Annotated in this window: 15 protein-coding genes; 6 read left to right on the top strand and 9 right to left on the bottom strand. The window is 58.9% G+C overall.

The genetic code is table 11. From position 1 onward, the window contains the following. Positions 1 to 100: 100 nt before the first annotated feature. From H7850_RS09305 to glyQ, 3 genes are all read right to left on the bottom strand, one after another. Positions 101 to 1,117: a potassium channel family protein gene (locus tag H7850_RS09305; protein WP_227369261.1), complete on the bottom strand. Its 1,017-nt coding sequence runs from the start codon at positions 1,115 to 1,117 to the stop codon at positions 101 to 103. Positions 1,118 to 1,332: 215 nt separating this feature from the next. After that, positions 1,333 to 3,402, bottom strand: a complete 2,070-nt coding sequence (gene glyS, locus H7850_RS09300) for a glycine--tRNA ligase subunit beta (RefSeq protein ID WP_227369260.1) — start codon at positions 3,400 to 3,402, stop codon at positions 1,333 to 1,335. 2 nt (positions 3,403 to 3,404) lie between these two features. Then, a complete protein-coding gene (gene glyQ / locus H7850_RS09295; protein ID WP_227369259.1) occupies positions 3,405 to 4,367 on the bottom strand; it encodes a glycine--tRNA ligase subunit alpha in 963 nt (320 codons plus the stop codon). 128 nt (positions 4,368 to 4,495) lie between these two features. On the opposite strand from glyQ, the gene rfaD reads away from it, so the two are divergent. Together rfaD and waaF are read left to right on the top strand one after the other, a co-directional pair. Then, the gene (rfaD, locus tag H7850_RS09290; protein WP_227369258.1) at positions 4,496 to 5,470 is read left to right on the top strand and encodes an ADP-glyceromanno-heptose 6-epimerase; all 975 of its coding nucleotides are present in this window, start codon (positions 4,496 to 4,498) and stop codon (positions 5,468 to 5,470) included. After that, positions 5,463 to 6,506, top strand: coding sequence for a lipopolysaccharide heptosyltransferase II (waaF, locus tag H7850_RS09285; protein WP_227369257.1), 1,044 nt, complete (start codon positions 5,463 to 5,465; stop codon positions 6,504 to 6,506). The genes rfaD and waaF overlap by 8 nt, the downstream gene beginning before the upstream one ends. Positions 6,507 to 6,525: 19 nt before the next feature. On the opposite strand, the gene H7850_RS09280 is transcribed toward waaF, so the two are convergent. The 5 genes from H7850_RS09280 to H7850_RS09260 form a co-directional block, all read right to left on the bottom strand. Next, a complete protein-coding gene (locus tag H7850_RS09280; RefSeq protein WP_227369256.1) occupies positions 6,526 to 8,112 on the bottom strand; it encodes a sulfatase-like hydrolase/transferase in 1,587 nt (528 codons plus the stop codon). An 83-nt stretch (positions 8,113 to 8,195) separates the two neighbouring features. Next, on the bottom strand, positions 8,196 to 9,254 hold the full coding sequence (locus H7850_RS09275) for a glycosyltransferase family 4 protein (protein WP_227369255.1): 1,059 nt from the start codon (positions 9,252 to 9,254) through the stop codon (positions 8,196 to 8,198). Then, a complete protein-coding gene (locus H7850_RS09270; protein WP_227369254.1) occupies positions 9,248 to 10,036 on the bottom strand; it encodes a glycosyltransferase family 2 protein in 789 nt (262 codons plus the stop codon). The genes H7850_RS09275 and H7850_RS09270 overlap by 7 nt, the downstream gene beginning before the upstream one ends. 16 nt (positions 10,037 to 10,052) lie before the next feature. Next, complete coding sequence (locus H7850_RS09265; protein WP_227369253.1) at positions 10,053 to 11,906, bottom strand: DUF3413 domain-containing protein; 1,854 nt, start codon at positions 11,904 to 11,906, stop codon at positions 10,053 to 10,055. A gap of 17 nt (positions 11,907 to 11,923) precedes the next feature. Beyond that, entirely contained in the window at positions 11,924 to 12,676 is a 753-nt protein-coding gene (locus tag H7850_RS09260; RefSeq protein ID WP_227369252.1) for a 3-deoxy-D-manno-octulosonic acid kinase, read from the bottom strand. Here H7850_RS09260 and H7850_RS09255 point away from each other — a divergent pair. Genes H7850_RS09255 through waaA form a run of 3 tightly spaced genes read left to right on the top strand, consistent with a single transcriptional unit; the run spans position 12,675 to position 16,497 of the window. Then, positions 12,675 to 13,781, top strand: a complete 1,107-nt coding sequence (locus H7850_RS09255) for a glycosyltransferase family 9 protein (protein ID WP_227369251.1) — start codon at positions 12,675 to 12,677, stop codon at positions 13,779 to 13,781. The two genes, H7850_RS09260 and H7850_RS09255, sit on opposite strands and share 2 nt — an antisense overlap. Then, positions 13,771 to 15,201, top strand: coding sequence for a bifunctional D-glycero-beta-D-manno-heptose-7-phosphate kinase/D-glycero-beta-D-manno-heptose 1-phosphate adenylyltransferase HldE (gene hldE, locus H7850_RS09250; RefSeq protein WP_227369250.1), 1,431 nt, complete (start codon positions 13,771 to 13,773; stop codon positions 15,199 to 15,201). Before H7850_RS09255 ends, hldE begins: the two co-directional genes overlap by 11 nt. Beyond that, complete coding sequence (gene waaA / locus H7850_RS09245) at positions 15,202 to 16,497, top strand: lipid IV(A) 3-deoxy-D-manno-octulosonic acid transferase (RefSeq protein WP_227369249.1); 1,296 nt, start codon at positions 15,202 to 15,204, stop codon at positions 16,495 to 16,497. 182 nt (positions 16,498 to 16,679) lie between these two features. Here the strand turns inward: waaA and rpiA are convergent, their stop codons facing one another. Beyond that, entirely contained in the window at positions 16,680 to 17,357 is a 678-nt protein-coding gene (gene rpiA, locus H7850_RS09240) for a ribose-5-phosphate isomerase RpiA (protein ID WP_227369248.1), read from the bottom strand. Positions 17,358 to 17,491: 134 nt separating this feature from the next. Here rpiA and ilvA point away from each other — a divergent pair, with 134 nt between their 5' ends. After that, a complete protein-coding gene (gene ilvA, locus H7850_RS09235) occupies positions 17,492 to 19,006 on the top strand; it encodes a threonine ammonia-lyase, biosynthetic (RefSeq protein ID WP_227369637.1) in 1,515 nt (504 codons plus the stop codon). Positions 19,007 to 19,500: the final 494 nt, after the last annotated feature.

The raw sequence follows: 19,500 nt of genomic DNA, 5'->3' as shown, positions 1-19,500 counted from the left end.
GGTCGGGAAGGGAAAATATACTGGCTCGGTGTTTCACGTGAAACACCGAGTCCAACTATACTTCAGTAATTGCCAAAGAAAGGGGATGGGTAAGGAGGGTTCAAGTATCCTTGGAGTTCCATACATCTTCCCAATCCCAACCATCCTTGTAGTTATAGCAAAGCAGTAGCTTTTGTCGAGACTGGCTGCTGAGATGATCATGAATTTTTTCAGCAGTTTTATCAAAGCAGGGAAGCTCTGCATAGGGCAGGAGATCAGGTAAAGAGGGCTCATGCTGCGAAGGATAAATAAACGCTGTGTGGAGTGTATCTAGAAACTGATGGATCGAATCCAGGGTAAGGGAAATTTGCAATCGAGTTGCCGGGTCCAATCGTGGGCAGGCATATTCGATGATTAGCAACGCCTGATAGAGCCTTGCAAGAGCAACGGGTAGCGCACTTATAGAGTGCCGGCTATGGTAATAATGCAATATTGGATACGCTAAATGCTGCTGCCCCAATGTGGTAATCGAGCCTTGCAAAGAAACGAGTTGATTCGCCAATCCCGGAAAGCTCTCTCCATGATGCGTGGTTTTAATGATATGCAGTGGACTATGGCCTAGGGCACTGATAGATAAAGCGCATTGGCGCTTTTGTACCGTGGCCGATACAACCGGGACAATATAAGTAACCGCCAAGGTGAATAGAAACAATCCATTGGCTGCAGCTAGAGCGGACAGAAAGCGCCAGAAGTTATCGCCGGGCACATAGTCGCCATAGCCCAGTGTTGAAATCGTATAGCCGATGAAATAGAAGCGCTCCAGAGCTGTTGCCATCATCATGGTTGTAGAGTTGACGACTGCATAGGGAACGCTGCAAAAGAGCAGGAACCAACCAAGCCAGGCAAGGCTCACCCAAAGGATAATGAGCAAAACCGTAATCCACGGGCCTAAGGCGTTAAGCATGGCATGGCTTTTTCGGCGACGATGAATCGTGAGAAAAATTTCTCCGATACAGTTGATGAAGCGATTGGTTAGTGGTCCTGAATTCGATGCGGAAAGGGTGGTTTGAATGGCGTCGTAGGTTGCCAGTGCAATTAGTATAAAGCCGATGATTCCAAGCAAATGGTTTCCTATCATATTAACTTCCTTGTTGTATTAGGGATGCCGAATTTTAGTTTAAGGTTGTCGATAAAGAATAACTTGATTTTACGATTTGCGCGTTAGCATGGATTGAGGAAACCTCCGTTGCATGTTTCACGTGAAACATGCAACGGATTTGGAGACGCAATAAAAAAGGGCCAGCGCGGTTGCTGACCCTCATGCCTAAAAAGCTGTCGTTTCTGTCAATCGGGTTATTGAAGCTGACCGATATCCGCCACTTCGAGAAACAGTCCTTGCAGTTTAGCCAGCAAGACCAGCCGATTGCTGCGGACAGCCTCATTCTCCGTCATGACCATGACCTCATCGAAGAAGGTGTCGACAGGTTCCCTAAGCGCAGCCAAGGCATCCAGCGCTTCACGGTAGCGAGCCTCGGCAAGCAGCGGAGCCGTCAATTCGCGACGCTCTTCCAGGGCCTTTTCCAGTGCCTGCTCCGCAGGTTCCTGAAGCAGCCGTGAATCGACCGGCACTACGCTTTCCTGGTCATGGCCTTGCTTGGTAAGAATGTTAGTGACGCGCTTGTTAGCCGCTGCAAGCGCCGTGGCTTCTTCACGCTGGCTGAAGGCTTGTACGGCTCGCATTCGACGGGCAAAGTCCAGAGGTCGAGTGACAGGGCGAGCGCGTACCGCCAGATAGACCTCTACGGCAATACCTTCCTCCTGGGCCCAGGCCCGGAAACGATCGAGCATATAATCGAGCACGTCCTCGACCACACCCTCGGCTTGCGGTAGTGCCTGATATTGTGTCGCAGCCTGTTCGAGCAGTACGCGCAGGTCGAGATCGAGTTCAGCCTTGACCAGAATGTTGAGTACGCCGATGGCAGCACGACGTAGGGCAAAGGGGTCCTTGGTGCCGCTAGGGCGTTGGCCGATGCCGAAGATGCCGATCAGCGTGTCCAGACGATCCGCCAGGGCCAGTGCCTGGCCGGTGGCCGTCTGCGGTATTTGATCGCTGGCAAAGCGGGGCAGGTACTGCTCCTGCAGCGCCTGGGCGACCGCATCAGGTTCGCCATCATGCTGGGCATAGTAATAGCCCATGATGCCCTGCAACTCGGGGAATTCCAGCACCATCTCCGTGACGAGATCGCACTTGGCCAGCTGGGCGGCACGCCCGGCATGCTCGCTGTTACCACCGATGCGCTCGGCGATAGTTCTAGCCAGCGCCTCGTTGCGATCGCTCTTGTCCGCCAGTGATCCAAGCTGATGCTGAAAAGTCACGTCTGCCAAACCATCCCGACGGGAAGCAAGGCTACGGCCGAGATCGGCTTCATAGAAGAAGACGGCATCCGCCAGGCGGGGGCGAATGACTTTTTCGTTACCTTCGATGACCTGACGCGGATCGCGGCTATCGATATTGGCAATAGTGATGAACGCCGGCTTGAGCTTGCCGGCGTCATCCAGCAGGTGAAAATATTTCTGGTTGGCCTTCATCGATGACACGAGGCATTCCGCGGGCACCTCGAGAAACCGCGCATCGAAGCTCCCTGCCAGGGCCACGGGCCATTCCACCAGACCGCTGACCTCGACAAGCAATGTCTCGTCAATGACCGCTGTGGCGTTCAGGGTTTCTGCCTGTGCAAGCACTTGGCTGCGAATGCGCTCTCGCCGGTGCTCCCGGTTCGCAAGCACGTAGGCGCCTTCCAGAGCGCTCAGGTAGTCCTCCGCATGGGCCAATGCGATTGGCTCCGGAGCATGAAAGCGATGGCCACGGGTGTCGCGTCCAGCATCAAGGCCAAGCACGCGAGTTTCGACGACATCGCGGCCATAGAGTACGACCAGCCAATGAACCGGTCGGGAGAATTCGATTCGCGAAGCGCCCCAGCGCATGTACTTGGGCACCGGCAGGGCGGCGACGGCCTTGGCTATAATTTCCGGGAGGAGTGCATCAACCGTTTCGCCATTTTGGGTGAAACGATAGCCGAGCCAAGTGCCTTTATCGGTTTCAAGCTGTATCAGCTGATCGACCTCGACACCGCAGGAGCGAGCAAATCCCACTGCGGCCTTGGTCGGTTCGCCCTCCTTGAAGGCGGCGCCAAGCGCCGGGCCACGACGCTCGATTTCTCGATCCGGCTGCCTGTCTTCAAGAGCGCTTATCTGTACTGCCAGGCGGCGGGGGGTTGCATAGGCGTGTACCTGATCGAAGCCAACCTCTGCCTCACGTAGGCCTTCGGCGATGTTTGCGGCGAACGCATCCGACAGCGCATCGATGGCACCTGGAGGAAGCTCCTCGACACCTAATTCGACAAGTAGGGTATTGGAAGCCATCCTCACACATCTCCCTTTTCGGTAAGCGGTTCTTCGGCCAATAACTCCCGACGCAAAGCATCACTGGCCATGGGGAAGCCAGCCATCTTGCGGGATTGGTAATACGCCTGGGCGACATCCCGGGCCAGGGCGCGGACCCGCAAGATATAGCGCTGACGCTCGGTGACCGAGATCGCGTGGCGCGCATCGAGCAGATTGAAAGTGTGTGATGCCTTGAGCACCATCTCGTAGGCGGGGAGGGGCAGTCCGGCCTCGAGCAGCTTGCCGCACTCACCTTCGAGATGATCGAACTGGGCAAACAGGGCGTCGACATTGGCGTGTTCGAAGTTGTAGGTGGACTGCTCGCGCTCGTTTTGCAGATAGACGTCGCCGTAGCTGACCCGAGTACCATCCGGCGCGATGGCCCATACCAGGTCGTAGACGCTATCGACGTCCTGAAGATACATGGCGATGCGCTCCAGGCCGTAGGTCAACTCGCCGGTCACCGGGTAGCATTCGAGTCCGCCGGCCTGCTGGAAGTAGGTGAACTGAGTGACTTCCATGCCGTTGAGCCAGATTTCCCAACCCAACCCCCAGGCGCCCAGGGTCGGCGATTCCCAGTTGTCCTCGACGAAACGGATGTCGTGAGTCAGTGGATCGAGGCCCAGCCGCTTCAGGGAGCCCAGGTAACGTTCCTGAAAGTCTTCCGGGGAGGGCTTCATGACGACTTGAAACTGATAGTAATGCTGCAAGCGATTGGGGTTTTCGCCATAGCGGCCGTCGGTGGGGCGCCTTGAAGGCTGAACATAAGCGGCGTTCCAGTTCTCGGGACCGATGGAGCGCAGGAAGGTTGCCGGATGAAAGGTGCCGGCACCGACTTCCATATCCAGTGGCTGCAGGATCACGCAGCCTTGCTCGGCCCAGTACTGCTGCAGGGCGAGAATCAGGCCCTGAAAGGTTTGCACGTCGGAGGGCGACTGTGTCATTGGTGAAGCACCATTGGCCATGAATTCATGAGCCGTCAAGTATACAATCAGCAGCCTAGGGGTTATAGCCGCGACGCCGAAATGGCTTGGCGACAAACAAGAGCAAAACAGGACAAAGAGGGCGAACCATGATCGTAGTGACAGGCGGTGCCGGTTTCATTGGCGCCAATCTGGTCAAGGCGCTCAATGCGAGAGGTCACCAGGATGTGTTGGTGGTCGACGACCTGACCGATGGCACCAAGTTCGTCAACCTGGCCGACTGCAGTTTGGGGGACTATCTGGATAAGCATGAGTTCCTGCGTCGGGCCAAGGGGGAATTGCGTGGCGATACCAGCGAACGCCTACCGCCCATCGAGGCAATCTTTCACGAAGGTGCCTGTTCCGACACCACGGAGTGGGACGGCAAGTTCATGCTCGAAAACAACTTCGAGTACTCCAAGGTGCTGTTTCACCTATGCCAGCGGCGCGGCATTCCACTGCTCTATGCCTCATCCGCAGCCACCTATGGCGGTAGCGATGTCTTTTTCGAAGCGCCGGAGTACGAAAAGCCCCTCAATGTCTACGGCTACTCCAAACTGCTCTTCGATCAGTATGTACGCCAGCACTGGCATCACCTGACCAGCCAGGTGGTGGGCTTTCGCTACTTCAACGTCTACGGCCCTCGGGAACAGCACAAGGGCAAGATGGCAAGCGTCGCCTATCACCACCACACCCAGGTGGGGCAAGGGCAGAATCCGCGTCTATTCGGTGCCTGGGACGGATTCGATGCCGGTATGCAGAGCCGAGATTTCGTCTACGTAGGCGATGCGGTCGCGGTCAATCTCTGGTTTCTCGATCATCCGGAGCACTCGGGCATCTTCAACCTGGGCACCGGCCGGGCCGAGCCGTTCAAGGCCATCGCCGACAGTGTGATTGCTTATTACGACCGCACCCAGGGGATCAAGGGCCAGATCGAGTACATCGATTTCCCGGAGGAACTCAAGGGCCGCTACCAAAGCTACACTCGGGCGGATATTTCGCGCTTGCGGGAAGTGGGTTACGACGCCGAGTTCAAGACCGTGGCGGAAGGGGTGGGCGCCTACCTGGAATGGCTGAATGGCTGATTCGAAACAGCCAAACGGTGAGCGTATTCTGGTGGTGGGACCTTCCTGGGTCGGCGATATGGTCATGGCCCAGAGCCTATTCAAGACGCTCAAGGCGCGTCATCCGGGTTGCCACATTGGGGTGCTGGCCCCTGTCTGGTCACAGCCGATTCTGGCACGCATGGCCGAGGTCGATGAGGCAATCGCCCTGGACGTAAAACATGGGCAGTTCGGATGGGGCGTTCGGCGTCAGGTGGCTCGCAACCTCGAGGGGCGCTTCGATCACGCCATCGTACTGCCACGCTCCTGGAAATCGGCGCTGGTGCCTTTTCTGGCGCGCATACCCAAGCGCACCGGCTTCACCGGTGAGCAGCGCCTGGTGCTGCTCACCCAGCGCCGCAAACTGGACAAGACGGTGCTCGATCAAACCGTCAAGCGCTTCGTCTCCCTGGGGCTGCCGGAGGCGGAAACACGCAAGGGTGATTTTGCCATCCCCATGCCTCGTCTCGAAACGAGCAGCGCCAATCTGGCAACGCTGAAGTCGACCCATGAGCTAAGCGAACGGCCCGCCATCGGCATGATGCCCGGTGCGGAATACGGCCCCGCCAAGCAGTGGCCGCTTGCGCATTTTCGGCATCTGGCGGAACAGTTGGTGAGTGATGGCTATGCGATTCGTGTGCTGGGCGGCCCCAAGGATGTGGCCGCCGGGGAGACGATTACCGAGGGTCTTGCTCATGCCCACAATCTCTGCGGCAAGACGCAGCTGGTGGATGCGGTGGACCTGCTAGCGGACTGCCGTCAGGTGGTGACCAACGACTCAGGGCTGATGCATGTGGCGGCAGCGGTGGGTACCCATGTGCAAGCGGTTTATGGCTCATCCACGCCGCGCTATACGCCGCCGCTGACGGGCAATGCCAGCATTCACACCCTGGCGCTCACCTGCTCGCCCTGCTTCAAACGCGAGTGTCCGCTGGGACATACCCATTGCCTGCAGCTGATCTCACCCGAGCGTCTGCTGCGGGGAATCGAGCTGAATGAGACGATGCAGGGAGCATGAGGCGATGACGTGGGCCTGTTCAGTCCTTGGCGGCAGGCTTGTCCTGGATTTCCTGCCACAGCCTGAGTTGCAGCTCGCGCTCTTCCAGCATACGGGTATCGAGCGTCTCCAGACCGTGCCGCTCCACCAGCGTCTGAGCCGGGGAGAGTAGCGACGCTCCGAGCCCCGCCCGATGAGAAGGAATGGTGAAGCCCATGGCCTCGAGTAGAGTCGGCAGAATATCCATGGTGGTCGCCTCGCGATGAATCACCTTTTGCGGCAGGCCATTGCCGAACATGATCAGTGTATTCTCCCGCGGTCCCGCGATCAGCTGTAGCCAGGCGGAATTCTTCATGGAGAGATGGTCGCTTGCCACCACGACCAGAGTGTTCTCGAGCAGCCCGCGTGACTCCAGTTGCTCGATGAATCGGCGTGCCAACCAAGCACTGCACTCCACGGAATAAAGAATATCCACGCCGTCGAACTCCCCCTGGCGCTCAAGGCAGCTTCTGGTGGGATAACCGTAAGGCGGATGGCCTGAAAGGGTCAGGGTGACGAAGGTGAAAGGGCCGGGCTTTTGGGCCAGGTCGCTCACTTCTTCCACGGCCATGTCGAGCAAGGAGTCATCGTTCAGCCCCCAGCTATTGAGATAGGCAGGGTCATTCAGACGCGGCTCGAGTTGATGGCGCCCAAGTACCTGATCGAAGCCATGTCCCTTGTAGAATAGTCCCTTGCCCGCGAATTCAAGGCTTGCGCCGGCCATGTAGAGCTGGCGATAACCCTGGGCCGAGAGCAGATCCCCCAGACAGTTCACTCCGGGCAACACATGCTTGAGTGGTTCGAACTGGTCGTCGTGGATCAGCCCAGCGGGCATCAGCGGTGTTCCGCATTGACTCGCGATCATGCCCGCCATGGTCCAGCCGGTATTCTCGCTTTGACGCACCCCCTTGAAGACCAGGCCGCGCTCACCCAGTGCGTCAAGGTCGGTATAAATGTCACCGAAGTACGACTTGTCCGCATAAGTGCCTTCGATGCTCTCCAGATAAAGAATGATCAGATTGGGCGGCGAGGTGGGCGATGCCTCGATGGCGGGAGGAATATAGCGTCTGTCGAGCCAGGCGCCGTCCTCTGCCACGATAGCTACACCCTGGCGGGAGAAGCCAAAGAGTAAAGGATTGAACGCCAGCAGAAACAGCATCAGGATGCGTTCGAGTAGCCGCCAGCGATGGTCGACTCGTACCAGCCAGGTAAAGGCAATCAACATCAGAATGCCCGCCAGGGTGTGCAGGATGGCAATCAGAATACGACCGGTGCCGCCATGCTCGGCAACACCGGCCTGGAAATGGAACAGGATGGCGCCGATATCCACCCGGCCGTAGCTATCGGTCACATAGATCGCCAGCCACCACAGCGCCAGGGGTAGCAGGCACCAGGGCCAGACCTTGACCGGCGGCCGCGCTTGCGGTGGTACGCCCCAGCGAAACCCCCAGGCCAGTATCAGCCAGGCAGCCAGAACTGCCAGGGATAGAAAATGAGTGAGGGCCAGCACGGTGGTAATGGCGTAGCCCAGACATAGTCCGAGAAAGCCGAGCGCCAGCCAGCGAACAAGAGAAGTACGAGTCGGCATTGCCGTTGGATCCTTTCGCAGATATGCGAAGCTTAACAAGCCTGATCAGAGATTGTCTGTCATCTCTTCTGGAGCTAGGGAGGTCAGATATTATCCTGATGAATACGCCGATAAAGGACTAGATAGGCATTTGCCATGGCCTCAGGGGTGAAACCATTCAGACGGCTCCGTGCATCCCGGGCAAGCTGCTTGCCAAGGCTCGGGTTGTCGAGCAGACGAGCGATCGCCTCAGCCAGTGCCTTGCCATCCTCTGCAGGTACTAGCAAGCCACTTTGTTCATGAATCACGATATCGGGAATGCCGTCCACGTTCGCGGCGACGATGGGAACGCCATACTCCATGACGTCCAGCAGAATCGATCCCAGTCCCTCATTACGGGAAGGGAAGGCGAACAGATTCATTACCTGCAGGTAGTCGCCGACATTCTCGTGAAAACCTTCCCATATCAGATTGTCGAGATCGGCGCTCTCGCGCCTCAGCACTGCTTCGTCCTCACCTCGGCCCAGGCAAAGGAAGAGTACATCGGGATGACTTGCCTGTAGCCGTCGGGCGGCGTCGATCAGCAGGCGCTGGCCCTTGTGACGATCCACCAGGGCGCCGATGTGGCCCAGGATTCGCCGACCTTCAAACCGTCTGCGCAGTGCCTCGACCCGCTCCGGGTCACTGGGAAGAAGCGCCAGGGCGCTGGGTATACGCGTGACCGGCCCCCAGTCTTGCTCACGTAGATGGCGCTCGATCACCGATGAGATGGCAACCAGGCAAGAAGCTCCACGATAGGTCATGCGATTGAAGTGCTTGTCCTTGATTGGCTGAGGCACCCGCCGGGTAAGCAGATAAGGCGTGCCCCGCAGGCATCGCTGCAGATAGGCCCAATGCACTGCCTTGGCCTCGTGGGCGTGCACCAGGTCCGCGCGCTTGCCCGAGAAATGGCCTGCCAGCTGGTGATTGGCGGCAATCAAGGCTATATCGAGATCCGCAAGTTCTCCGCGTAGCGGGGAGTCACTGCGGCATACCAGGCTTTGCTGAATACCCTGGTCGGCCAGCGCTCGTATCAATAGCTCGGTCTGACGCTCGCCCCCGCGAAAGCCCCGGGCCAGGTTGACGTGGCGAATGTGCAGCGTCGATGATTTGCTCGCTACCATATCCGATTGAAATCCTCCGCCTCGCGTACCTGAGAATCACGCTGCAGTTCCAGCAGCTTGGCGTATTTCAGATAGGCATTCACGGCGGCGGAAAGTGCCACGGACATCCCATCGAGGCCCGAAGTGAAGCCATGCTGAAAGACATACTTGCGCACAAAAGCGTTGGCCCCATGCACAAAAGGCGACAGCGCGTTGGCCTTCTTGCCCTTGAGGTACATGATCTTGGCGGCGCGACTGGAAAAACGCCCGCTGGCCTTGGTGAAAAGCTCCCCCAGATTGGCGAAGGAGTAGTGTTCGATATCCGCATCCAGTTGGGTCATGTTGACCGTGGAAATCGAGGCGTGCTGTCGGCTATCGGAAAACGCCGTGCGCTCTCGATCGAACAGTCGCACACAGTAGTCCGGATACCAGCCACAGGTCTTGATCCAGCGCGAGCCGAGGTGGTTACGCCGCCTCAATGCGAATGCTTCTTTTTCGCTACTAACCAGGTCGAGCCGGTTGATTGTCTCGATGGCCTCATAGGTCAGCCGCTCATCCGCATCCAGGGACAGTACCCAGCGGTTGCGGGCCTGGGCCGGTCCAACGTTCTTTTGCGGCCCGTCACCCAGGTAGGGTTGTGCGATCACCCGGGCGCCTGCCTGTTCCGCTAGCCGGCAGGTAGCGTCCGTCGAACCGGAATCGACGACGATCAACTCGTCACAGACCTTGGCCAAGGAAGCCAGGCAGGCCTCGATGTTGGCCGCCTCATTCAAGGTAATGACGACGCCGGTGATGGTAGCCATGAGCCTCCTGTTCGATTCACTGCGAATAAAATCGCTTGAGCGCCTGTATGGCCTGAAAGACGACCGGCGAGATCGCTTTCTCCTCAGGCCTCAGCTGGTGATCCACTACTTCCCAGCCCCCGGCGCCATCGATAACCGTGATGCGATCCTCTTCAATGATAGCAAGATCGAGATAGCTGCTGGCAGCCACCCAGTCATGATCCAGCGATGGATCGAGCAGGTCATCACCATGGCTGTAATCGCTTACGGGATTAGTGCAACCCAGTACCTGGCGCATCAGCGTCGGCGCCAGGTCCAGGTGGCTCGTGGTACCGCTGTGCTCGCCGGCAGGGATGCCTGGGCCGTGAAGAATCATCGGTACCTTGGTCTGGGGCGGAGCGAAGATGCTGTTATGCCCCCAGTAGTTCTGCCCGAAGTCATTGAAGGACTGCCCATGATCGCTTGTCACGACGAGCACGGTGTTGTCCCATTCGCCGTTTTTCTTGAGTTTTTCGATGACCCCGGCAATCAGCTGATCATCGAAATAGACGGCATTGCGATGCAGATTTCGAATCGGCTCAGGGTCTGTCTCAGGGCCAAGTTTCAGATAATCCATCGACTCGGCGGAGGGCTCGAAAGGACGTTCCATGTCTTCCGGTACGGCATAACCGTGGGGCGCGTCATAGAACAACAGGCTGAACCAGGGTGTCTTGTCATTTTCGCGCTCTGCCTGCCAATCGAGCCACGCCTGGGTCATGTTGCGATCCCGGGCGACCGGTGTTTCCCCCGGGGCCGCCGGGCGCAGCTCGGGGATCGAGGCGAATACCGAGCGATCGAATCCGACGCTGTTCAGGCTGGCGGCACTGAAGATACCCATCTCATAACCTTGCTTCTGAAGCTGCGTGATCAGCAGCGGCGGTGTCTGGGTATCCTGCAGCAGCCGGTAATAGTTGCCGGTCAGCCCGTAGAATAGGCTCATGATGCCGTTACGAGTGGCGTTGCCACCGCTGAAATGGTCCGTGTAGCGCCGGCCTTCGTCCGCCAGCGCCGCATGCATCGCAGGGGTGTTCCTGGGGCCGTATTCATCTTGGCGCCAGGAGTCGAGGACGATGAACAGCAGGTTCGGCTGATCCTCCCGTGGCGAGCAGTTGAGAGGGTTCTTTGGCCAGTTCAGGGTATCGGCGGTCTGTTTGCCAAGATCGAACTGCTGGGCTCGTGCGGCGCGCGGATCGAGCCATCCGTGCTCTTCCATGAAGTCCTTGGCGGTGGCGGGAAAGAGCAAGGGGAAGATTCCCACCTGCTGGGTGACGCTCTGGCGGTAACGTGCATCGGCAACGATATGAATGAGATGGCTGGCAACCATTGCCGCCATCAGCAACGCGACCCCTCGCCATAACGGCAGGCGCTGGACGCGGGGGGAGGCAAACAGACGTGCCGCCAGCCAGGCTTCTGCAAGCAATAACGCTAGGGCGATACCACCGACGATGAGCCAGGTGGAAAGAGTGAAGCTGAAGATGTCGCCGTTCTTGTCGTTGAGAAACAGCGAGACCATGAAGTTGTTGATATGAAAGCGATATTGCGCATAGACCCCGGTATCGAGCAGCAATAGCCATAACCCCGCCGAGGCCAGCAATGCCGCGGGAAGCCAGAGTATGCGTCGGGGCAGTACAAGCGCCAACAGGCCAAGAGGTAACCAGGCCAAGAGGGTGAGCAGCGCAAAATGCCCCGCCCAGGTCAGAATCAGATAGGTGATGCCCAGTGCATTGTCGGGCACCTCAAGATACGGCGTGTAACGCAGGGCAATGAGCCAGACCAGCACCAGATTGACCAGTGCGAAGGCAAGGCTTGCACGTAAACGCTGCCAGGTGGGAGAGTACTTGGATTCGGGCATGAAAGAAGATTTACTCGTCATGGTTGATGATAACCCTGCAGTAGCGCCTGCCAATGGCGAGCCGTGTCCTGGGGTGAAAATTTTCTAAGGGAACGAGCAAGGCGGTGTAGATTCGCCTGCTGCCAACGACCTGGGCGGCGTAGACTGCAGCGATCCAGATCGATCAACCAGATCTGTCCATCCGGGGTGACGAGCAGGTTCCGGGCATTCAGGTCCACATGATCGAGGCCGCTTCGATGAAAGCGCCGGACGGTCTTGCCCACCCGCACGAGCAAGGCGTCATCCGCCTGAGGCAGCAGCTCCGCCAACGCTAGGGCACCTTCGAGACGTCGTGTGATCAGGGCGGCCTCGTAGGTTGCGCCAAGATGATGCACCAGGGCAGCGACCGGCTGGGCAACAGGCAGGCCTTTCTCTTTCAGCGATGCCGTCAGACGCAATTCGCGAAAGGCACGGGTACGTTCGAGCCCGAGCCAGAGGTATCGGGCAGCGCTCACTTTCGCCGCCAGGCCGCCACGACGATAGCCGCGTAGCACCCATTGCTGGTCGCTCACGATGCCCGATGCATCGACGAACAGGCTGGTGCCGCGCCCTGGGGCTTGGCCGACCACCGCCCCCCGCGCCTGCCAGAAGTCGGCGCTGAACCAGGCGGGGAGTGGCGTAACCGACCTGGGTCGAGCAGCGTCGATTTGTGGCGTGCCTGTTGCGTCCCATAGAATGCCGGCATCGTATAAGATGAATTCTTTTTCAAACTGGAGTGTCGCCAAGCGCATGAAGCATCCTCTGCCCGCCCGCCCCGCGCGTATCTGCGTGCTGCGGCTCTCCGCGTTGGGCGATGTCTGCAATCTAGTTCCTACCGTGCGCGCGTTGCAGCGTCAGTGGCCGTCCGCGCGTATAACCTGGATCCTCGGCAAGGGCGAGCACAGTCTACTTTCTGGCCTGTCCGGGGTCGAGCTTGTCATGTACGACAAGGCCAGTGGCCTCAAGGGCATGCGACAACTCTGGCGCGAGCTCGGCGATACCCGCTTCGATGTGCTGCTGCACATGCAGCAGGCGCTGCGGGCCAGCGTACTCTCCCTGGGACTCAAGGCGAACGTGCGTATCGGCTACGACAAGGCGCGCTCCAAGGATTGGCAGCGTTGGTTTACCCATCGTCAACTGGCGCCACACCCCAACGCCCACGTACTCGAATCCTTCATGGATTTTGCCCGGGCCCTGGGAGTGGAACCGGCCAATACTGAACGCCTCGAGTGGGATCTACCCATACCCGAAACGGCCTATGCCGAGGCGCTGCGCTTGAGCGGCGAGGCGCCCTATGTCTTGATGAGCCCTTGCGCCAACCCACGGCTGCGCAATTTCCGCAACTGGTCTGCCCAAGGCTATGCCACGGTCATCGAGCATCTCTGGACTCAGCATGGGCTCAAGACCTTGCTCAGTGGTGGCGGCAGCGCCAAGGAGCGGGAAATGAGCGAGCGCGTTCGTGCCCTGACCGTAAGCGAGGCGATCATCGACACCATGGGCAAGACCTCGCTCAAAGGCTTGCTGGCGCTGATCGATGGCGCCCGGGCCGTGGTGGCACCGGACTCCGGGCCAGTACACATGGCCAATGCACTGGGCACTCCCACGGTAGGCCTCTACGCCACTACCAATCCGGAGCGTGCCGCCCCCTATTGCTGGCAGGGTTACGTTGTCAATCGCTACCCCGAGGCGGTACGTACTTATATGCACAAGCAGCTCGACGAGATCAACTGGGGGGACCGGGTCCGCCATCCGGATGCGATGGCGCTGATCCAGGCAAGCGATGTCATCGAGCGCCTCGATGCGCTGCTTGCGGCATACCCGATGGCCGCCGCCGAGGAGTCACACAATGAAATTTGATCTGACTGCGCTGGAACGCGCTCGGGTGCTGGTGGTGGGCGATGTCATGCTCGATCGCTACTGGCATGGCGGCACCTCGCGTATCTCTCCCGAGGCGCCGGTGCCGGTAGTCCGGGTAGGGGAGGCGGAAGACCGCCCTGGTGGCGCCGCCAATGTGGCGCTCAATATCGCGTCTCTGGGTGGCCACGCAGCGCTGGCCGGTCTGGTGGGGGATGATGACAACGCAGATCTGCTCACCGCGGGATTGGAAGACGCTGAAGTAAGCGTTCACTTCCAGCGCAGCGCTACAATACCCACGATCACCAAGCTGCGGGTCATGAGCCGCAACCAGCAACTGATTCGTCTCGATTTCGAGGAAGACGTGGCTGGAGTCGACACGAAAGAGCTGCTCGAGCGAGTCGGGACATCGCTGCCGGAGACGGATCTGGTCATTCTCTCGGACTATGGCAAGGGCACTCTCAACCGCATCGAAGAGCTGATCGCATCGATTCGCGAAAGCGGCAAGCGAGTATTGGTGGACCCCAAGGGTAGCGATTTTCGGCGCTATCGGGGCGCGAGTGTCATCACCCCCAACTTCGCTGAATTCGAGGCCGTGGTCGGGCCTTGCCGCAATGACACGGAATTGGCCGAGAAGGGCGAGCGCCTGCGTCACGAGCTGGCCCTTGAGGCAGTGCTGATCACTCGCAGCGAAAAGGGCATGACCCTGATTCGCAAGGATGCGTCGCCGCTACATCTGCCCACCCATGCCCGGGAAGTCTTTGACGTCACCGGCGCGGGCGACACGGTGATAGGCGTGCTGGGGCTGGCCTTGGCATCGGGACACGGCTATCCCGAAGCAATGACGTTGGCCAATCTGGCCGCGGGACTGGTGGTGGCCAAACCGGGTACCGCCACCCTCTCGGTCGCGGAGCTCTATACCGCCTTGCATAGTGACAAACTGGCGGAATTCGGCCTGATCGAGGAGTCGGCGCTGATCGAGGCGGTCAAGGCCGCTCAGATTCGCGGCGAGCGGGTGGTCATGACCAACGGCTGTTTCGATATTTTGCATGCCGGCCACGTCGCCTATCTGGAGCAGGCACGACGACTCGGCGATCGACTGATCGTGGCGGTCAATGATGACGCCTCCATTGCCCAGCTCAAGGGGCCGCGTCGCCCGATCAACCCGCTCAAGCGTCGCATGCAGGTACTCAGCGGCCTGGGAGCGGTGGATTGGGTGGTTGCCTTCAGCGAGGATACGCCGGCGCGGCTGATCGAGGCACTATTGCCGGACATACTGGTCAAGGGCGGCGATTATCAGCCGGAGGAGATCGCCGGCGGTGAAGCGGTCATCGCCAACGGCGGCGAAGTGCGGGTGCTGGATTTCGAGGACGGCGTTTCGACCACGGCGATGATCGAAACGATCCTCGACCGCGAGCGCTAAATGGCGAAGCGCGAGTCGACTGCCGCTCAGCGCCACCCTTGGGCACGCTGGCTCTACAGCCTGGTGCTTTATCTGCTTTCGCCCCTGCTATGGTGGCGCCTGTGGCGTGAGTGGGTACCCACCAACCCGCGTAGTGAACGGCTTGGGTTGATCAAGGTGTCGACTGAGCGTCCCAGACTCTGGCTGCATGCCGCCTCCGTGGGGGAGGTGCAGGCCGCACGCCCCCTGATTGAATCCTTTCGAGCGCGCTACCCCGATCATCAACTGGTGGTCACCACCATGACCGCCACCGGAGCGGAGCGAGTAACATCGTTATTCAGAGGCGAAGTGAGCCATTACTTCGTGCCGCTGGACTTTCCCGGGGCCGCTCGTCGTTTCATTTCCCGATTGCAGCCTGAGATAGCCATCTTCTTCGAGACAGAGCTGTGGCCCAACCTGCTACACGCCTGCCATCAACGGAGGATTCCGGTGGCGGTGGTCAACGGGCGCCTTTCCTCGAAAGCGCTACGGGGTTACCTGCGAATCAGAGCCCTGATGGCGGATGCCCTGGGCAAGATCGATTGGCTGGCGGCCAAGTCGGAGCAGGATGCAGCACGCTTTCGGCGTCTGGGAATGGCAACCTCGAAAACCACCGTCGTTGGCTCTCTAAAGTTCGATATTTCCCTTTCGAGCAGTGCTTCGACTGATAGTGAGCACTTACGTACCATGTTCAGCGTACGTCCGGTATGGATCGCCGCCTCGACCCACTCAGGCGAGGACGAACAGATGCTTGTCGCCCACGCCAGGCTACGGGAGATCTATCCATCTGCATTGTTGATACTGGTGCCTCGCCATCCTCAGCGCTTCGACAATGTTACTGCCCTATGTCAGCGCGGGGGTGAGACCTTGGCTAGACGCTCCCTGAACGAGACAGTTCGAACCGACACCACGGTGTATCTCGGCGATACCATGGGGGAGCTGATGACGCTCTATGGCGCTGCGGATATTGCTTTCGTTGGCGGAAGTCTCGTTCCCATCGGCGGCCACAATCTGCTGGAGCCAGCTGCTCAGGGGGTTCCGGTACTCAGCGGTCCCGAGCTTGCCAATTTCGAGGATGTCGCCACGGTGTTGCGAGAGGCGCGTGCGCTGGTCGAGGTGGCGAGTGCGCAGGCGTTAGGGGAGGCCCTGATCACGCTGATGGAAAACCCGGATGAGCGCCGGCGTCAGGGCGCCGCCGGGCGCGCCGCCATTGCGGCTAATGTCGGCGCTTTGCAGCGTACCCTGGAGGGCCTGGATCGGCTTCTTGGTAAACACTGAATAAAATGTCTGCACCGGCGTATCGCTGCGTTGCGCGGTACTGGTGCGCCAGCCCGGTCAAAGATCGCCTAACCCCTCGTTATGTCTCGCCTTTTGCGTTCCGTGCGCCTTGCGACGTAGTGACGCCCGCTTCATCCGGTTCGCCGATTTATTCAGCGCTTCCCTTCTGAGTAAGTGATTGCTTACTCCTGGCGCGTCAGGCGTTCTACGCCGCTTTCGCTTCCCAGTAGCAGCACATCCGCCGGACGCCGAGCGAACAAGCCATTGGTCACTACCCCAACGATATTGTTGAGATCGAGTTCAACGGCCTGCGGTTCTTCAATCAAAAACTCATAGCAGTCGAGGATCTGATTGCCGTTGTCCGTGACTACCCCGTCTCGATAGACCGGTGTGATGCCACGCCTGACCAGTTCCCGGGCCACGTAGGAGCGGGCCATGGGGATCACTTCGATGGGTAGGGGAAAACCACCGAGTATTGGCACATGCTTCGAGGCGTCGGCGATACAGATGAAGCGTTCGGCGCAGGCGGCGGCGATCTTCTCCCGGGTCAGGGCGGCACCGCCGCCCTTGATCATTTCCAGATGCGGGTTGATCTCGTCAGCGCCATCGACATAGACCGGCACGCTGCCAACATGGTTGAGCTCGAATACGTCGATGCCATGCCCCTTCAAGCGCTCCGCAGTTGCTTGAGAGCTGGCCACCGCCCCCTGAAAATCATGACGCAGCTTGGCCAGTAGATCGATGAAGTGATTGGCGGTGGAACCGGTGCCCACGCCAATCACCGTGTCCTTGGCAAGCAGAGGGCGAATTTCATCGATGGCCGCAGCGGCCACCGCACGCTTGAGTGCGTCCTGATTCATGAGAAGACTCGTTGGCCAATGGTAAAAATGCCATTATAGGCGATCCCATCGGCTCGGTAACCGCCGCTCTTTCGGCAACGCCCTCTCCTCGAGAGCGTTCAGCCGCTGAATTGCTCGACTTTCAGGACATCAGGATGCTCGAAGATACCGTCAAGAAGATACTCCAGGCTCGCGTCTATGAAGCGGCAAGGGAGACACCCATTACCCCCGCGCCGTTTCTATCTCGGCGGCTCAACAATCAGGTGCTGATCAAGCGCGAGGATCTTCAACCGGTATTCTCCTTCAAGATTCGCGGCGCCTATAACCGCATGGCGCAGCTATCCGAGGCTCAGAAAGCCAAGGGGGTAATCGCGGCGTCTGCGGGCAATCATGCCCAGGGGTTGGCCCTGGCGGCAAAACTGATGGGGGTGAAAGCGGTCATCGTGATGCCGCGCATCACCCCGGAGATCAAGGTTCAGGCGGTGCGGGCGCGGGGCGCCCGGGTCGTGCTGCGCGGCGATGCCTTCAGCGAGGCGCTGGTTCATGCTCGGGAGCTGATCGCAGAGCACGGCTATACCTACGTACCGCCCTTTGACGATCCGGATGTGATTGCCGGTCAGGGTACCGTGGGCATGGAGATTCTGCGCCAGCACACCGGCCGGCTCGATGCCATCTTCGTGCCGGTGGGCGGCGGCGGCCTGATCGCCGGTGTTGTGGCCTACGTCAAGTATCTGCGCCCGGAGATCAAGGTCATTGGCGTCGAAGCGGAAGACAGCGCCTGCCTCAAGGCGGCGCTTGAAGCCGGCAAGCGTGTGACCCTCAAGGATGTGGGGGTCTTTGCGGAAGGCGTGGCGGTGGCCCAGATCGGCGAGGCACCTTTTGCCATCCTGAAGGATCTGGTCGATGGTGTGATCACCGTCAATACCGATGAAATGTGCGCCGCGGTCAAGGATATCTTCGAAGATACCCGAGCAGTGGCGGAAACCTCGGGTGCTCTGTCTCTGGCGGGGCTCAAGAAGTATGTGCAGCAGGCCGGGGCCGAAGGCGAGACGCTGTTATGCATCAACTCCGGCGCCAATACCAATTTTGATCGCTTGCAGCATATCGCCGAGCGTACCGAACTCGGCGAACAGCGCGAGGCGATCCTGGCAGTGACCATTCCCGAGCGGCCGGGCAGCTTCAAGCACTTCTGCAAGATCATTGGCAAGCGCATGGTCACCGAGTTCAATTATCGGTACGCCGACGCGCAGCAGGCGCATATCTTCGTCGGAGTACAGGTCAAGCCCGGGGGAGAGGATCGCCAGGAAGTGATTCGTAAGCTGCAGGAGGCGGATTATCCGGTAGAGGATCTTACCGATAACGAGCTTGCCAAGCTGCATATGCGCCATCTGGGGGGCGGTCGGCCTCGCGAGCATTTCGACGAACAGGTCTATCGCTTCGAGTTCCCCGAGCGCCCCGGCGCCTTGATGAACTTTCTCACTCATCTACCGGCGGACTGGAATATCTCGCTGTTCCATTATCGTAACCACGGTGCAGCCTATGGCCGCGTACTGGTGGGCATGCAGATTCCCAACGGTGACCGGGGCCACGTGGAAGAGCACTTCGACGAGATCGGCTATCGCTACTGGAAAGAGAGCGATAATGTGGCCTATCGCCTGTTCATGGCTTGAGCTTTTAGAGCTTATAACCGCTAATTGGAGAGTTTTAGGCGCTTATTCAGACGTTTGTTTCACATTTTTAGACGTATTCTGTGTTCAGAAAGCGAAGAGGCAGCAAGCACCTTCCCAACCGCAAACATGAATGAAGGGTTGCTCACGCCAATAGCTTTCTGCTCCGGGTCTACGGTAAAAGAAATACGACTAGCTTATTGTCATTCTTTTTCCGTAGACCTATAGTCAAGCCTGCTGGTTGAGGCCGTAGTGTGAAATTTTACGGAGTTTTTATGCCATGAAGCGTAAACCTGATTTGATCATGGCGTTGATGATTATCTTTGTACTGGGTGCTGTTGCGACCGGCTATGCACAAGCCGTCGTTGGCGGTTGATTACTGACTAGAGTACCCAGCATCTATCGACGTCGCATCCGCGCGTGAGATACCCGATTTCAAGACCGGTAGCCAGCCTGTTGCTGTCTACCGGTTTTCGTTCTTCAAATAGGCCAAAGCC

It is taken from the genome of Halomonas sp. M20 (assembly GCF_020622265.1).
In the GTDB taxonomy this organism is placed as follows: domain Bacteria; phylum Pseudomonadota; class Gammaproteobacteria; order Pseudomonadales; family Halomonadaceae; genus Modicisalibacter.
The sequence above is the reverse complement of the archived record's forward strand: the minus strand, read 5'-3'. Positions and strand labels throughout refer to the sequence as shown.

Coding starts and splice junctions, on each gene's coding strand:
- H7850_RS09260 (WP_227369252.1), bottom strand. CDS start 12,676: ATGCGCTTGGCGACACTCCAGTTTGAAAAAGAATTCATCTTATACGAT.
- hldE (WP_227369250.1), top strand. CDS start 13,771: ATGAAATTTGATCTGACTGCGCTGGAACGCGCTCGGGTGCTGGTGGTG.
- H7850_RS09270 (WP_227369254.1), bottom strand. CDS start 10,036: ATGGCTACCATCACCGGCGTCGTCATTACCTTGAATGAGGCGGCCAAC.
- H7850_RS09255 (WP_227369251.1), top strand. CDS start 12,675: ATGAAGCATCCTCTGCCCGCCCGCCCCGCGCGTATCTGCGTGCTGCGG.
- H7850_RS09275 (WP_227369255.1), bottom strand. CDS start 9,254: ATGGTAGCGAGCAAATCATCGACGCTGCACATTCGCCACGTCAACCTG.
- waaA (WP_227369249.1), top strand. CDS start 15,202: ATGGCGAAGCGCGAGTCGACTGCCGCTCAGCGCCACCCTTGGGCACGC.
- H7850_RS09265 (WP_227369253.1), bottom strand. CDS start 11,906: ATGCCCGAATCCAAGTACTCTCCCACCTGGCAGCGTTTACGTGCAAGC.
- waaF (WP_227369257.1), top strand. CDS start 5,463: ATGGCTGATTCGAAACAGCCAAACGGTGAGCGTATTCTGGTGGTGGGA.
- rpiA (WP_227369248.1), bottom strand. CDS start 17,357: ATGAATCAGGACGCACTCAAGCGTGCGGTGGCCGCTGCGGCCATCGAT.
- rfaD (WP_227369258.1), top strand. CDS start 4,496: ATGATCGTAGTGACAGGCGGTGCCGGTTTCATTGGCGCCAATCTGGTC.
- ilvA (WP_227369637.1), top strand. CDS start 17,492: ATGCTCGAAGATACCGTCAAGAAGATACTCCAGGCTCGCGTCTATGAA.
- glyS (WP_227369260.1), bottom strand. CDS start 3,402: ATGGCTTCCAATACCCTACTTGTCGAATTAGGTGTCGAGGAGCTTCCT.
- H7850_RS09305 (WP_227369261.1), bottom strand. CDS start 1,117: ATGATAGGAAACCATTTGCTTGGAATCATCGGCTTTATACTAATTGCA.
- H7850_RS09280 (WP_227369256.1), bottom strand. CDS start 8,112: ATGCCGACTCGTACTTCTCTTGTTCGCTGGCTGGCGCTCGGCTTTCTC.
- glyQ (WP_227369259.1), bottom strand. CDS start 4,367: ATGACACAGTCGCCCTCCGACGTGCAAACCTTTCAGGGCCTGATTCTC.